12 protein-coding genes are annotated in these 13,899 nt (G+C 71.1%); 6 read left to right on the top strand and 6 right to left on the bottom strand.

The window, feature by feature from the left end; translation table 11 throughout:
- Positions 1-43: 43 nt before the first annotated feature.
- The 5 genes from ACLQ3B_RS09465 to ACLQ3B_RS09445 all read right to left on the bottom strand — a co-directional run bounded on the left by ACLQ3B_RS09465 (position 44) and on the right by ACLQ3B_RS09445 (position 5,105).
- Positions 44-826, bottom strand: a complete 783-nt coding sequence (locus ACLQ3B_RS09465) for a polysaccharide deacetylase family protein (protein WP_425779222.1) — start codon at positions 824-826, stop codon at positions 44-46.
- A gap of 75 nt (positions 827-901) precedes the next feature.
- Entirely contained in the window at positions 902-1,846 is a 945-nt protein-coding gene (locus ACLQ3B_RS09460; RefSeq protein ID WP_425779867.1) for a MerR family transcriptional regulator, read from the bottom strand.
- Positions 1,836-2,456 (bottom strand): isopentenyl-diphosphate Delta-isomerase, encoded by a 621-nt coding sequence (gene idi / locus ACLQ3B_RS09455; protein ID WP_425779220.1) that lies wholly within the window; start codon positions 2,454-2,456, stop codon positions 1,836-1,838. Before idi ends, ACLQ3B_RS09460 begins: the two co-directional genes overlap by 11 nt.
- Entirely contained in the window at positions 2,453-3,934 is a 1,482-nt protein-coding gene (crtI, locus tag ACLQ3B_RS09450; RefSeq protein WP_425779218.1) for a phytoene desaturase family protein, read from the bottom strand. Before crtI ends, idi begins: the two co-directional genes overlap by 4 nt.
- A 28-nt stretch (positions 3,935-3,962) precedes the next feature.
- Complete coding sequence (locus tag ACLQ3B_RS09445) at positions 3,963-5,105, bottom strand: polyprenyl synthetase family protein (RefSeq protein ID WP_425779217.1); 1,143 nt, start codon at positions 5,103-5,105, stop codon at positions 3,963-3,965.
- 65 nt (positions 5,106-5,170) lie between these two features.
- Between ACLQ3B_RS09445 and ACLQ3B_RS09440 the strand changes: the two genes are divergently transcribed.
- Positions 5,171-6,094, top strand: a complete 924-nt coding sequence (locus ACLQ3B_RS09440; protein WP_425779215.1) for a phytoene/squalene synthase family protein — start codon at positions 5,171-5,173, stop codon at positions 6,092-6,094.
- Entirely contained in the window at positions 6,091-7,416 is a 1,326-nt protein-coding gene (locus ACLQ3B_RS09435) for a cryptochrome/photolyase family protein (protein ID WP_425779214.1), read from the top strand. Before ACLQ3B_RS09440 ends, ACLQ3B_RS09435 begins: the two co-directional genes overlap by 4 nt.
- Here the strand turns inward: ACLQ3B_RS09435 and ACLQ3B_RS09430 are convergent, their stop codons facing one another.
- Complete coding sequence (locus ACLQ3B_RS09430) at positions 7,417-8,493, bottom strand: serine hydrolase domain-containing protein (RefSeq protein WP_425779212.1); 1,077 nt, start codon at positions 8,491-8,493, stop codon at positions 7,417-7,419.
- Between the two features lie 92 nt (positions 8,494-8,585).
- Between ACLQ3B_RS09430 and ACLQ3B_RS09425 the strand changes: the two genes are divergently transcribed.
- From ACLQ3B_RS09425 to ACLQ3B_RS09410, 4 genes are all read left to right on the top strand, one after another.
- Positions 8,586-10,061 carry a dihydrolipoyl dehydrogenase family protein gene (locus ACLQ3B_RS09425; protein WP_425779210.1) on the top strand — a complete coding sequence of 492 codons (1,476 nt, stop codon included), beginning with the start codon at positions 8,586-8,588 and terminating at the stop codon, positions 10,059-10,061.
- A gap of 69 nt (positions 10,062-10,130) precedes the next feature.
- Complete coding sequence (locus tag ACLQ3B_RS09420) at positions 10,131-11,135, top strand: LacI family DNA-binding transcriptional regulator (protein ID WP_425779209.1); 1,005 nt, start codon at positions 10,131-10,133, stop codon at positions 11,133-11,135.
- A 332-nt stretch (positions 11,136-11,467) separates the two neighbouring features.
- A complete protein-coding gene (locus ACLQ3B_RS09415; protein WP_425779208.1) occupies positions 11,468-12,847 on the top strand; it encodes an ABC transporter substrate-binding protein in 1,380 nt (459 codons plus the stop codon).
- 86 nt (positions 12,848-12,933) lie between these two features.
- A complete protein-coding gene (locus ACLQ3B_RS09410; RefSeq protein WP_425779206.1) occupies positions 12,934-13,890 on the top strand; it encodes a carbohydrate ABC transporter permease in 957 nt (318 codons plus the stop codon).
- Positions 13,891-13,899: the final 9 nt, after the last annotated feature.

Genomic DNA, 13,899 nt, shown 5'->3' with positions numbered 1-13,899 from the left:
GGCAAGGGCTTGGGGCGGGACATAACCGCAGGTCAGAGCGGTTTTAGGGGAGCCGGGTGATGCCGAAGCGCCGCTTCAGGTCGGCGATCAACTTCGGGCACGCGGCCAGCGTCGCGGCCCGATCACCGCCTCCGTCGTGCAGGAGGACGATGGCGCCGGGGCGGGTGGCGGCGTGGACTCGCTTGCCGATCGTGGCCGCGCTCGGCTTGTCCCAGTCCTGTGGGTCGACCGACCAGTGCAGTGGACGCATGCCGAGGTCCTTGGCAACACCGAGCACCTCCGACGTCCACCGGCCGCCCGGCTGCCGGTAGAACGACACCTTCGTGCCGGGGGCGGCCTTCTGGATGGCCCTGTTGGTGCGGTCCAGGTCGGCCCGGATCTCGGCGACAGGTCGCCGGGCAAGATCGAGGTCGTGTCGCCAGCTGTGGTTGCAGAGCTGGTGTCCCTCCCGGACGATCCGCCGAACCAACTCCGGGTGGCGCTGCGCCTCGCGACCGACGACGCAGAAGGTCGCGGTCACCTTGGCGGCCTTCAGTTGGTCGAGCACCTTGGGCGTCCAGGCGGGGTTGGGCCCGTCGTCGAACGTCAGGGCCACCGGGCGTACCCCGGTGTTGCGACCCAGGCCGGCGGGGAGCTTGGCCGGCAGGGGCCGCAGTGGCGGCTTGGCCGGCTTGGTGGCGCTGGGGTGCGGTTTCGGGGTGGGCGGCGCGGTGGATTCCACAGGCTTTGGGGGGCCGGCGGAGACGATGGTGCGGTCCGGCTGGGCACAGCCGGACAAGACCAGCGCCAAGGCGAGGACGGACGCCAGGGCGGCGCGGGCTTGCATCTGCTCGCTCCCGGAGGGTCGGGGTAGGCGGACCCGCCCGACGGTAGTTCACGCCGCCACTTGGCGACAGTGCGATCAATCACGCCTCGACTGGTCAAGGGAATCACGGACGGCGGCGGAGAGCGAGACCGCCTCGGCCAGGTCGGCCGGCCGCACCACCCCGGCGGGCAGCGTGTCGGCGCGCCAGCCGGGGCCGGCGGCGAGCACCAGCAACGGGCGCCGGGGTGCGGCGAGCAGCGCGCTGAGTTGGACCGGGTCGGCGGTGGCCCGGGTGTGCGACCAGAGCACCACGGCTGCCGGTCCGGTCCGGTTGACCGCCTCGACGAGGGCGGCGACCGGCACCCGGGCGCCGAGCATCCGGTAGCTGACACCGGCCTCCGCGAGAGCTGCGGCCAACGCCTCCAGCGGCAGGGTGTGCTGCTCCTCGTCGGCGCAGGAGAGCAGGATCCGGGCCGGCCCGGTGGGGACCTTGGCCCGGCTGGCCGCTGCGAGCGCCTCCGAGACGCAGCGCGACACCAGGTGTTCCACCTCGATCAGGCCGGCGGTGGCGGCGTGTCGTTCGCCGAGGCCGGCGAGCACCGGGCGCAGCAGTCCCTCCCAGGTGGTGATGACCCCGCCGGCGGCCAGGGCGTGCGCGATCGTCTCGCTGATCGCCTCCGCGTCCAGACGCATGGCGGCCCGGGCCAGCCCGCGCGCCGCGGGGCCGGCACGGCCGACCGGGATGGTGCCGCCGCCGTCCCGGCTGGGCGGGTGGATCCGGGCGGGGGCGACGGTGCCGTTGGGTGTCGGGTCCGGAGACTGGCGGGCCCAACGGGCCGCTTCGGCGGGGCTCACCCCCTCGGCGGTGAGCCGTCGCATGATCTCGAGACGGGCCAGATCGGTGGGTGTGTACCGGCGGTGGTGACCGGGGATGTGTTCGCTGGGCCCGAGCCCGTAGCGCTGGTGCCAGGTACGGAGGGTCGTGACCGCGACCCCCAGCCGGCGTGCGACCGCGCCCGCGCTCAGCGCCTCATCGACCACCCGACCGCTCCGCCGTGTCATCCGCCGACGATCCGGGCGGGGTCATCGCCGGGCCGGTCGCGCCCGACCGGGACCCCGAGGGGCGTAGCAGCCGGTTCACCACCCCGCCCAGCCAGGGCGCGTACGACCGGGGGTCGATCGTCAACTCGGCCTCCAGCGCGGTGGGATCGGCCCACCGCAGCTCGGCCACCTCGTCCGGGTCCGGCAGGAGCGGAGCGCCGGGCAGGAACTCGCCTCGCAGTACGTGGTCGTACTCGAACTCGACCCGGCCGGTCGCCGGGTCCTCGGCGTAGTAGACGTAGATGCCGACCTCGGTCAGCTCGACCGGGCCCGCGCCCAACTCCTCGCTGAGCCGTCGGTTGGCGGCCTCGGCGAGCGACTCCCCGGGCTGGGGGTGGCCGCAGCAGGAGTTGGCCCAGCGCAGCGGGAACCGGGTCTTGGCGGCGGCTCGGCGCTGGAGCAGCACCTGGCCGTCCGGGTCCACCAGCAACACCGAGAAGGCCCGGTGCAGCTGCCCGGGGGGTTGGTGCGCGGCCGCGACGGTCGTCTCCCCGTGGGCCTTGCCGGTTTCGTCGACGAGTTCGACGAGGTGCTTCTCACGGCTGCTCATCGGCCTTCTCCGGTGATCCGGCCGGCGGCGAGCTTGCCGGAGATGAGCACCATCGGTACGCCCACGCCGGGTTGGGTGCCGGAGCCGACGAACACCACGTTCGACAGGTTGCGGTGCAGGTTGGACGGGCGGAACGGGCCGGTCTGGAAGAGGGTGTGCGCGGCGGCGAACGGGGTGCCGGCGGCCATTCCCTGCTCCTCCCACTCGGCGGGGGTGATCGCGCGGAGCACCTCGACCCCGGCGCCGAAGCCGACGTAGCCGCGCTCCTCCAGGGTGCCGATCAGCTGGTCGGTGTAGCGCTGGGTCAGGTCGCCGCGCCACTCGAACGGCGCCCGGTGCAGGTTGGGCACCGGGGCGAGCACGTAGTAGGTGTGCCGGTCCGGCGGGGCCACCGCGGGATCGGTCCGGCTCGGGTTGGTCACCAGGAGCGACGGATCCGTCATCAGCTCACCCCGTCGGATGACCTCATCGAAGGTGCCCTTCCACGCGCGTCCGAAATGGATGTTGTGATGGGCGATCTTCGCATAGCCCTGGCGGGAGCCGACGTGCAGAACGACGCAGGACGGCGAGTAGGTGAGTCGGCGCTGCGGCGCGGCGGGGAGCAGGTCCCGGTAGGCGACCGGCAGATCGGGGTTGAGCACCACCACGTCCGCCGGCACCAGGTCGCCGTCGGCGGTGAGCACGCCTGTGGCGCGGCCGTTCGCGGTCTCCACCCGGGTCACCGTGGTGTCGTACCGGATCTGCACGCCGTGCTTCTCGGCCGCGCCGGCCATCGCCCGGGAGACGGCGTGGATGCCGCCGCGCGGGAAGTAGACCCCGGCCACCGAGTCGAGGTACGCGATGACCGCGTAGATGGCCAGCGCGTCGTGCGGCGCGAGGCCGGCGTACATCGCCTGGAAGGAGAAGATCCGTTGGGTACGCGGGTCCCGGAAGAACTGGTTGATCTTCGTCTGGAGGCGCCGGAAGGCCCCGCCGCTGAGCAGCTTGAGCAGGTTGCCGGTGAGCAGGTCGGTCGGCGCGTCCAGGTTGCGTTCGATGAAGTCGGTGCGCTCCAGCCGCCACAGCTCCCGCGCGTACTCGACGAAACGCAGGTAGCCGTCGGCCTCCCGGGGCCCGCAGACCCGGGAGATCTCGGCCGCCATCCGGGTGGTGTCGGTCAGCACGTCGAGGGTCGAGCCGTCCGGGTAGTACGCCCGGTAGGCGGGGTCGAGCGGGGTCAGGTCCAGCCAGTCGTGCAGCTCCTCGCCGACCGCGCCGAGCGCCTCGGCGATCAGGTCGGGCATGGTGAGCACCGTCGGGCCGGTGTCGAACTCGTAGCCGTCCACGCCGAGTCGTCCGGCCCGCCCGCCGGGCACCGGCTCGCGCTCCAGCACTGTCACCTGTCGACCGCTGCCGGCCAGGTGCAGCGCGCAGGCGAGGCCACCCAGCCCGGCGCCGACGACCACCACCCGGTCCGTCCGTCCTGTCACCGTCCGCACGTGACCACCTCCTCGCTCAAGTCGCTCATCAGGCCTGCCGGTTGGCAGCGGCGGTGGCCAGCCCGGTCAGTGCGGTCCGCGCCGTCTGGTCCACGGGTGCGGCGTCGAGCGCGGCCAGCGCGTCGCTCACCCGTTCGGCGATCATCTGCTCCACCCGGGTCACCGCGCCGGTCTCGGCGACCAGCCCGGCGAGCGTGTCGACAGGTCCGTCGGCGGCCCGCTCCAGCGCCGTGAGCTGGGCCGGTGTGGCCAGCTCACGGGCCAGCATGAGCAGCGCGGTCGGCTTGCCGGTGCGGAGGTCGTCGCCGGCCGGCTTGCCGGTGGCCGCCGGGTCGCCGTAGACGCCGAGCAGGTCGTCGCGGAGCTGGAACGCTTCGCCGACAGCCAGGCCATAGCGGGTGTACGCGGAGACCAGCGGGTCGTCGGCGGGCACCCCGGCCAGGCAGGCGCCGAAGAGCAGTGGTCGCTGGACGGTGTAGCTGGCGGTCTTGTAGCGGGCCACCCGCAGCGCCCGGTCGACCGACCAACTGGCCGGGTCGTTCTCGCCGAGCACGTCGAGATATTGCCCGGCGACCGTCTCCACCCGCATCTGGTCGTAGCAGCGGCGCACCTCGAGGAGTCGGGTCGAGGGCACCGAGGCGTGGGCCAGCAGCTGGTCGGCCCAGACCATGCAGAGGTCGCCGACGAGCACGGCGACGGCCTCACCGAACCGGCCGGGATCACCTCGGTGGCCGGCGGCGACGTGTTGCTCGGCGAGCGCGACGTGTGCGGTGGGCCGGCCGCGGCGGATGGTGGACGCGTCCATCACGTCGTCGTGCACCAAGGCGAAGGTGTGCAGCAGCTCCAGCGCGGCCAGCGCGGGCAACACGGGCGCCAGCGCCGCGGTGCCGCCGACCGACCCGCGCCAACCCCAGTAGGCGAACGTGGACCGGATTCGTTTGCCGCCGGTCAGGACGGCCTCCCGTGCGGTGGCGGCGAAGCCGCCCATCGATGCGTCGATGTCGTTGAGGGTGTCGACCTCGGCGGTGAGGAAGGTGCTCAGGGTCTCGTCGACCGCCGTGACCAGATCGTGGGTGTAAGCAGCCAGAACGGCGCGGACCGGATCGTCCCCGTCCCCCGGCCCCGTCGGCGCCACGCGGGTCACGTTGCCCGCAACTGCGTCGTTGGCCATGCGACCGAGCGTACCCTAGGCTACGAGTTGCGTCGATTGGTGCGTCGATAAATGGAGGAGGGCCGGTGGAAACAGATCTCACCGCTGCCTATGGCCGGTGCCGTGAGCTGCACAAACGCCATGGCCGCACCTACTATCTCGCCACCCGCCTGCTCCCCGCTTGGAAACGACGACATGTGCACGCCCTCTACGGGTTCACCCGGTACGCGGACGAGATCGTCGACCGCACCGAGGACCTGCCGCCGGCCGAGCGGGCCGCCCTGCTGGACCACTGGGCCGGCCAGTTCGTGGCCGGTCTGCACGGTGCGCCGGTCGACGACCCACTGTTGCCGGCAGTCCTGCACACGATCGCCGTCTTCGATCTCGACCGGGACGACTTTGCGTCGTTTCTGAAGAGCATGGCGATGGACCTGACCGTCACCGCGTACCCGACCTATGACCACCTGCTCGACTACATGGAGGGTTCGGCGGCGGTCATCGGCACCATGATGCTGCCGATCCTGGGCAGCTCCGACCCGGTGACGGCCCGGGAGCCGGCCCGGCAGCTCGGCTTCGCCTTCCAACTCACCAACTTCATCCGCGACGTCGCCGAGGACCTCGACCGGGGCCGCACCTACCTGCCGGACGAGGACATGGCGAAGTTCGGGGTCACCCGTGAGGAGTTGGCCGAGGCCCGCACCCGAGGCCGCGTCACCCCACGGATCCGCGAGCTGATCGAGTACGAGGTGACCCGCGCCCAGGCGCACTACGCCGCCGCCGCACCGGGCATCACCATGCTGGCGCCCGCCTCGCAGGCCTGCATGCGCACCGCGTACGCCCTCTACGGCGGCATCCTCGACGAGGTGGCCGCGCAGGACTACGACGTCTTCGTCCGGCGGGCCCTGGTCCCGCAGCGGCGACGGATGGCGGTGGCCGCACGCGCCCTGCTCAGCTCGACAGGTACGCCTGTCGTCATCCCCGGGCCGACGATCCACCCGGAGAGCCGGTGACCGCGAGCACGGCGATCGTGCTCCTCACCCGCGACCTGCGGGTGCACGACCACCCGGCGCTGGCCACCACCTGTGCGGCCTTCGACCGGGTGGTGCCGCTGTACGTGCTCGACCCGGCGCTGGCCGACCGCTCCGCCAACCGCACCCGCTTCCTGCACCAGGCCCTCGCCGACCTGCGCGACCAACTCCGTGAGCGTGGTGGCGACCTGGTGGTCCGGCATGGCGACCCGGTGGCCGAGACGATCCGGCTGGCCGCCGAGGTCGGTGCCACCGCCGTAGCGCTCTCGGCCGACGTCAGCCACTACGCCAGCCGCCGGGAGCGGCGGTTACGCGCCGAGTGCGAGCGGCACCGGCTGCACCTGCGACTGTTCCCCGGGTTGACAGTTGTCGAGCCGGGCGCGCTGCGGCCCGGCGGTGGCGGTGACCACTACCGGGTGTTCAGCCCGTACCACAGGGCCTGGGCGGCCAACCGGTGGCGCGAGGAGTTGGCCGCGCCGCGCCGGATCGCGCTCCCCGACGGGGTGCGGGTGGGCCGGCTGCCGGCGCTGCCGGCCGGCGACTCGCCCGCCACGGCCGTCGGCGGCGAGCGGGTCGCCCGGCAGCGGCTCACCGACTGGCTGCCCGACCTGACCCGGTACGGCGATCAGCACGACGACATGGCCGGCGACGACACCTCCCGGCTCAGCCCGTACCTGCGCTTCGGCTGTGTGTCGCCGCTGGCGGTGGCGACCCGCGCCGGGGACCGGTCCGGCCCGTTCGTCCGGCAGCTCTGCTGGCGGGACTTCTACTACCAGGTCACCGCCGCCTTCCCGGAGATCTCGACCGCGGCGTACCGGCGGGGTGCCACCGAGCAGTGGCGCTACGACGACGACGCGTTGGCGGCCTGGGCCGAGGGGCGCACCGGGATGCCGATCGTCGACGCCGGCATGCGGCAGCTGCGCACACAGGGCTGGATGCACAACCGGGCCCGGCTGATCACCGCCGGCTACCTGACCAAACACCTCGGGCAGGACTGGCGGGCCGGGGTGGCGGTGTTCTTCCGCTGGCTGCTCGACGGGGACGTGGCGAACAACTCCGGCAACTGGCAGTGGGTCGCCGGCACCGGCAACGACACCAAGCCGTACCGGGGGTTCAATCCGGTCCGGCAGGCCGAGCGGTACGACCCGGCCGGCGACTACGTGCGCCGGTGGGTGCCGGAGCTGGCGACCGTGCAGGGCAAGGCCATCCACCAACCGTGGCGGCTGCCCGAGGCCCTCCGGCAGACGCTGGACTACCCACCGCCCCTGTCGGTACCGGGCACCGACCCCGTCTGGCTGCGCTGATCAGAGCACCGAGTGCAACGCCTCGACCAGCTCGTCCACCCGGTCGTGCTCGGCGAGGTGCGCGGTCGCGTACCCGAGGGTGTAGCCGCGATCGGGGTCGGCCCACGCGCTGCTGCCGCCGATGCCGCCCATGCCCCAACTGCCGTCCGGCTCCCACTGCATGCCCAGCGTCCAGTGGGCCTGGCGGTCCAGCACCAGGTCCGGCCCGTCGTACTGGACCCGAGTCGCCTCCGCGATCAGGTCCGGGCTGAACAGTCGGACGCCATCCAGGACACCACCGGCCAGCAGACCGGCGTAGAGCCGGGCCAGGCTGGACGCGGTGGCGTGCAGATTGACCGCGGGTACCTCGGCCTGCCGCCACAACGGGCTGTTCAGCACGGCCAGGTCCAGCCCGCCGGCCGGGTTGCCCAGTGCCCGTGCCCGCGGCGAGCCCGGCTCACCGAGCGCCCGGGACGGCCACCCCGGGTCGCCGTACCGCAGGTCCGCGCAGCGCAGCTGGTCCGCCTCGGTCAGCCCGAAGCCGAGGTCGAGCTGCCACGGACCGGCGATCTCCTCGGCCAGGAACCGGCCCACCGACCGTCCGTCGACGCGCCGGACCAGCTCACCCACCAGATGCCCGTACGTCCAGGCGTGTTCCCCGGCGACCGAGCCCGGCGACCACTCGGGGTCGGCGGCGGCCAGGTCGCCGGTGAGCAGCGCCCAGTCGGCGATCGCGGTGGCCGGTCGGGCCACCGGAAAGGCCGGCAACCCGGCGGTGTGCGACAACACCTGACGCACGGTGGCGGGAGTGCGGAACTCAGGCCAGTGCCGGTCCACGGGCGCGTCGAGATCGACGATTCCCCGGTCCACCAGCAGCAACAGGCAGAGCGCGGCCACCGGCTTGCCCACCGAGTAGACGTTCACAAGCGTGTCCGGCAGCCACGGCTCGCCGCCCGGCTCGTGGCCGCCGCGGGAGCCGCCGAACAGGTCCACGACCGGCTGCCCGTCGTACCAGACGGTCAGGCCGGCCCCGGTCTCCCGGCCGGAGGCGAGCAGGTCGTGGAAGCAGTCCCGGACCGGAGCGAAGCGTGCGTGCATCGGGCCACGGTAAGCGTCCGGGCCGGTGCGCGTGCCGACTTTTCCGCCGACCCCGGTGGTCGGGCCGGTGTCGCTGGGGGATGCTGTTCGGTGTGGCGGAGCCGGAGCTGGTGGACGTGGTAGTTGTCGGGCTCGGAGTCGGCGGCGAGGAGGTGGCCGAACGGCTCGCCGAGGCCGGCCTGAGCGTCGTCGGCGTCGAACGGGGTCTCGTCGGCGGGGAATGCCCGTACTGGGGCTGCATCCCCAGCAAGATGATGATCAGAGCGGCCAACGCGCTCGCCGAGGCTCGCCGGGTCGACGGGCTCGCCGGGACGGCGCAGGTCCAGCCGGACTGGGCGCCGGTGGCGAAGCGGATCCGCGAGGAAGCCACCGACACCTGGGACGACACGGTCGCGGCGGAGCGGTTCGTCGGCAAGGGGGGCCGGCTCGTGCGGGGCAGCGGCCGGCTCGACGGCCCGCGCCGGGTCCGCGTCGGTGACCAGGTGTTCGAGGCCCGACACGGGGTGGTGCTGGGCACCGGCACCCGTCCGTCGGTGCCGCCGATCGACGGCCTGGCCGACACGCCGTACTGGACCAACCACCAGGCGATCGAGGTCGAGGAGTTGCCGGAGTCGCTGCTCGTGCTCGGCGGCGGCGCGATCGGCCTGGAGTTGGCGCAGGTCTTCGCCCGCTTCGGGGTCCGGGTCACAGTGGTCGAGGCGCTCGACCGGGTGCTGGCCGTCGAGGAACCCGAGGCGTCCGAGGTCGCCGCCGCGGCGCTGCGCGCCGACGGCGTGGAGATCCACACCGGGGTACGCGCCGAACGGGTCGACCACGACGGGACAAGGTTCACCCTGCGCGGTGGCGGCGGCGTGGAGTTCACCGCCGACCGGCTGCTGGTGGTGACCGGGCGTAAGGCCCACCTCGCCGAGCTGGGTCTGGACACGATCGGCCTGGACGCCAGCCAGCGTTACCTCCCGGTCGACGACCGCCTGCACGTCACCGACCACGTCTGGGCGGTCGGCGACATCACCGGCGAGGGTGCCTTCACGCACATCGCCATGTACCAGGCCGGGATCGTGATCGCCGACATCCTGGCCCGCGCCCGGCAGGCGAAGGCCGGGGCGGACGCCAGCGGCACCTCCAGCGTGGTCGGCGGAGCGATGGGCGCGTCCAGCTCGCTGGCCGCCAGCGGATCGAGCGGGTCGGCCGGCACCGTGCCGCGAGCCGACTACCGCGCGCTGCCCCGGGTGACCTTCACCGACCCCGAGATCGGCGCGGTCGGGCTCACCGAGCAGCAGGCCCGCGAACGCGGCATCAACGTGCAGGTGGGTTACACCAAGCTGGGCAGCTCCACCCGAGGCTGGATCCACCGGGTCGGCGACGACGGTTTCATCAAGCTCGTCGCGGACGCCGACCAGGGCGTGCTGATCGGCGCGACCTCGGTCGGTCCGGCCGGCGGCGAGGTGCTGTCCGCGCTGGTGGTGGCGGTGCACGCGGCGGTGCCGCTGAGTCAGCTCCGGCACATGATCTACGCGTACCCCACCTTCCACCGGGCCATCGAAGACGCCCTCCGCAACCTGTCCTGACGCCTGGACGACAAAAGCCGGGCAGTTTGCTGTTCATTTCTTTCATCCAGGTGACGTACGATTGCGACCGTGACCAAGCGGTTGACTGAAGTTGCCAAGAAGGCGGGCGTCAGCGAGGCCACCGTCAGCCGGGTGCTCAACGGCCGCGACGGAGTCTCCGAGGCGACCCGGACAGCCGTGCTGACGGCGCTCGACGTGCTCGGTTACGAGCGGCCGACCAAGCTGCGCGGCGAACGCGCCCGGCTGGTCGGGCTGGTGCTGCCCGAGTTGCAGAACCCGATCTTCCCGGCGCTGGCCGAGGTCGTCACCGGCACTCTGGCCCAGCGCGGCTACACCCCGGCGCTCTGTGCCCGGACCATCGGTGGGGTCTCCGAAATGGACTACGTGGAGATGCTCCTCGATCACCAGGTCTCCGGGGTGATCTTCGCGGGTGGCTCGTACGCGCTCACCGACGCCAAACACGACCACTACCGTCGGTTGACCGACCGGGGGCTTCCGGTCGTGCTGGTCAACGCCGGTGTGGACGAGCTGGGTTTCCCCCGGGTCTCCACCGACGACGCGGTGGCGGTGGAGCAGGCGTACGGGCACCTGCGTTCGCTCGGGCACGAGCGGATCGGGATGGTGCTCGGCCCGGAGGGGCATGTGCCGTCGCGGCGCAAGCTCGACGCGATGATGAAGGCAGCGGGCTGGGACGAGGGCGACGCCGAGTGCGTCGAGCGTTCGAGCTTCTCGATGGAGGGTGCGCGGGTCGCCGCGACGAAGTTGGTCGAGCGGGGCGTCACCGGCATCATCTGCGCCAGCGACGTGCTGGCGCTGGGCACGATCCGCGCGGCCCGGCGGTTGGGGCGTTCGGTGCCGGCCGACGTGTCGGTGGTGGGGTTCGACGACTCCGCGTTCATGACGTGCACCGATCCGCCGTTGACGACTGTGCGGCAGCCGATCGAGACGATGGGGCAGGCCGCCGTCGATCTGCTGGTCACCCAGATCGAGGGTGCCGGCGTACTGCAGGACGAGTTGCTGTTCGAGCCGGAGTTGGTGGTGCGGGGTTCGACCGCGCCCGCCCCCGGCCGCTAGGCACCACCCCGAACGACGCCTTCGGCCGTCGACCGCCTCTCGCGGTCGGCGGCCTTTTCGTCGTTGCTCGTGACGTCGGCATCGACCGGCCCGAATGATCGGCCATAAAGGATCAATAGCTGGCAAACCGACCTGCTTTCAAAGCCTTGCCAACATCTGTCGTCATCACGTCGTGTCCTTTCGGAACAGGGTCGATACCTTGCCGAAATGAGTCGGCCTCGCTACAGTGACTCCACTCACACCTGGCTCCGACGCAGCTACTGGGCGTCAGGTCGTATCACCGCAGATCAGCGAAGGTCATTGGAGACACCCGTTCCCGAAGGGATGGACAGATGTCCGTACCGCAATACCGAAAGGCTGCGGCGGTTGCGCTCGTGGCCGGCCTGGGGCTCAGCCTCACGGCATGCTCCACGAAGAGCGACGACAAGGGTTCGAACGCAGGCGGCAAGGTCACCATCACTGTCGACTGCCAGCCGGTCGGCGCCCAGAAAGAGCTGTTGAAGAACTGGAACGACGACGTCGCCGAGTTCCAGAAGCAGAACCCGGACATCACCATCAAGAGCGTCAGCGTCGGCGAGCAGTGCAACAACCCGCCGGACTTCACCGCCCGCCTCGCCGGTGGCACCGTGACCGACGTCTTCTACGGGTACATGACCGATCTCCAGCAGGTGCTCGACTCCGGTCAGGCGATGGACATCAGTCAGCACGTCAACAAGGACGCGATCTCGACCTGGGACAGCGTCGACCCGGCGCTCAAGGAGGTCTTCACCGACGGCGGCAAGCTCTACGCCGTCCCGGTGAAGAACTACTCGATGGGCCTGGTCTACAACAAGGCCCTGTTCCAGCAGGCCGGCCTGGACGTGAACAACCCGCCCAAGACCTGGGCCGAGGTTCGGGCCGCCGCCAAGAAGATCTCCGCGCTCGGCAACGGCATCGCCGGCTACTCGGAGTACAGCGCCGGCAACACCGGCGGTTGGCACTTCACCTCCCTGCTCTACTCCCAGGGTGGCCGGGTGCTGACCGAGGACGGCAAGAAGGCCGACTTCAACAACGCCATGGGCAAGCAGGTCCTGCAGAACCTCAAGGACATGCGGTACGGCGACAACAGCATGGGCGCCCGTCAGCTGCTGCAGTGGGGCGACCTGCTGACGAACGCCGGCGCGGGCAAGGTCGGCATGTTCATCGGCGCGCCGGACGCCACCCAGGCGATCGTCAGCCAGTTCCAGGGCAAGTTCCAGGACTGGGCGATGGCTCCGCTGCCCGGTCAGGACAGCGCGGCGAAGGGGACGCTCGGTGGTGGCGAGGGCTACTTCTTCAAGAAGGACCTCACGCCCGAGCAGGTCAAGGCCGGTCTGAAGTGGATCGCGTACCAGAAGCTCACCCCGGGCAAGGGCCAGTTCGACTACGTCCGGGCCAAGCCGCAGAACTACCCGGTTGGTCTGCCCCAGCCGCTGCTCTTCGCCAACGGCAGTGACGCGCAGAAGCAGGAACTGGAGCTGCGTAAGGCGAACGCGAACGTCGACACGGCGAACTTCGCGCTCTTCGAGGCGACCCCGGTCCCGATCAAGGGTGAGCCGCGCAACGCCCAGGCCGTCTACGCGGTGCTCGACGCCGCGATGTCAGGTGTGCTGACCAACCCGAACTCGAACATCGACGCACTGCTCAAGACCGCCGAGGAGAAGGTCAACCAGCTCCTCGCCGCCGAGAGCTGACCGATCGTGTGGGGGTCGGGACGCCGACCCGACCCCCACGCCACTCGCACCGCATCTCGACGTCACCGACTCACCCAGGAGTTGCCTTGGCGATCACCACCGTCCCGGAGACCCCCAGGAAACCGGGCCGCCCGCCGTCGCCGTACTCGGCCAGGCCGCAGCGCACCAGCCTCGGCCGCAAGGTACGGGACAACCTCACCGGTCACGCGTTCCTGATCGGGGCGGTGCTCTGCTTCGTCGTCTTCTCCTGGTACCCGATGATCCGCGGGATCGTCATGAGCTTCCAGCGCACCCGGCGTGGCGAGACCACCTGGGTGGGCTGGGACAACTACTCCCGCATCATCGCCGACCCGAGCTTCTGGACGGCCTGGCAGAACACGTTCTACTTCACGGTGCTCGCGCTCGCCCTCGGGTACGTGGTGCCGTTCTTCGTGGCGATCCTGCTCAACGAGTTCCGCCACGGCAAGGGTTACCTGCGCATCCTGGTGTACCTGCCGGTGATGCTGCCGCCGGCCTCCGCGCTGTTCCTCTTCAAGTTCTACGCGTACGACCCCAGCGAGGCGGGGCTCTTCAACGCCATCCTCAAGGCACTGCACCTGCCCACCTCGCAGTGGATGCAGTCACCCGAGATGACGATGCCGGCCATGGTGGTCGCGTCGACCTGGATGAACATGGGCGGCGCGGTGCTCATCTACCTGGCGTCGTTGCAGAACATCCCCGGTGAGCTCTACGAGGCGGCCGAGCTCGACGGCGCCGGGATCTGGCGGCGCATCGTCCACGTGACGATCCCGCAGACCCGGTTGATCCTCGCGCTCCTGGCGATGCTGCAGATCGTCGCCACGATGCAGCTCTTCATCGAGCCTCTGATCCTCGCCAACGGCGCGGGCGCGGAGGACTCCGCGACCTCGGTGGCGTACCTCATCTACCAGCACGGGTTCTTCCAGAACGACCTCAACGGCGCCGCCGCACTGGGCGTGATCATGCTCGTGGTGCTGGCCGGCTTCTCCGCCGTGTACGTGCGGCTGACCGCGAAACAGGACTAGGACGGCGAG

The sequence above is a fragment of the Micromonospora sp. DT53 genome, from assembly GCF_049841535.1.
GTDB lineage: Bacteria > Actinomycetota > Actinomycetes > Mycobacteriales > Micromonosporaceae > Micromonospora.
This window is presented reverse-complemented; position numbering and strand designations above follow the sequence as displayed.

What these genes read in the sequence shown, in the direction of transcription:
- ACLQ3B_RS09465 (WP_425779222.1), bottom strand. Translation starts at nt 826, where the DNA reads ATGCAAGCCCGCGCCGCCCTGGCGTCCGTCCTCGCCTTGGCGCTGGTC.
- idi (WP_425779220.1), bottom strand. Translation starts at nt 2,456, where the DNA reads ATGAGCAGCCGTGAGAAGCACCTCGTCGAACTCGTCGACGAAACCGGC.
- ACLQ3B_RS09445 (WP_425779217.1), bottom strand. Translation starts at nt 5,105, where the DNA reads ATGGCCAACGACGCAGTTGCGGGCAACGTGACCCGCGTGGCGCCGACG.
- ACLQ3B_RS09430 (WP_425779212.1), bottom strand. Translation starts at nt 8,493, where the DNA reads ATGCACGCACGCTTCGCTCCGGTCCGGGACTGCTTCCACGACCTGCTC.
- ACLQ3B_RS09415 (WP_425779208.1), top strand. Translation starts at nt 11,468, where the DNA reads ATGTCCGTACCGCAATACCGAAAGGCTGCGGCGGTTGCGCTCGTGGCC.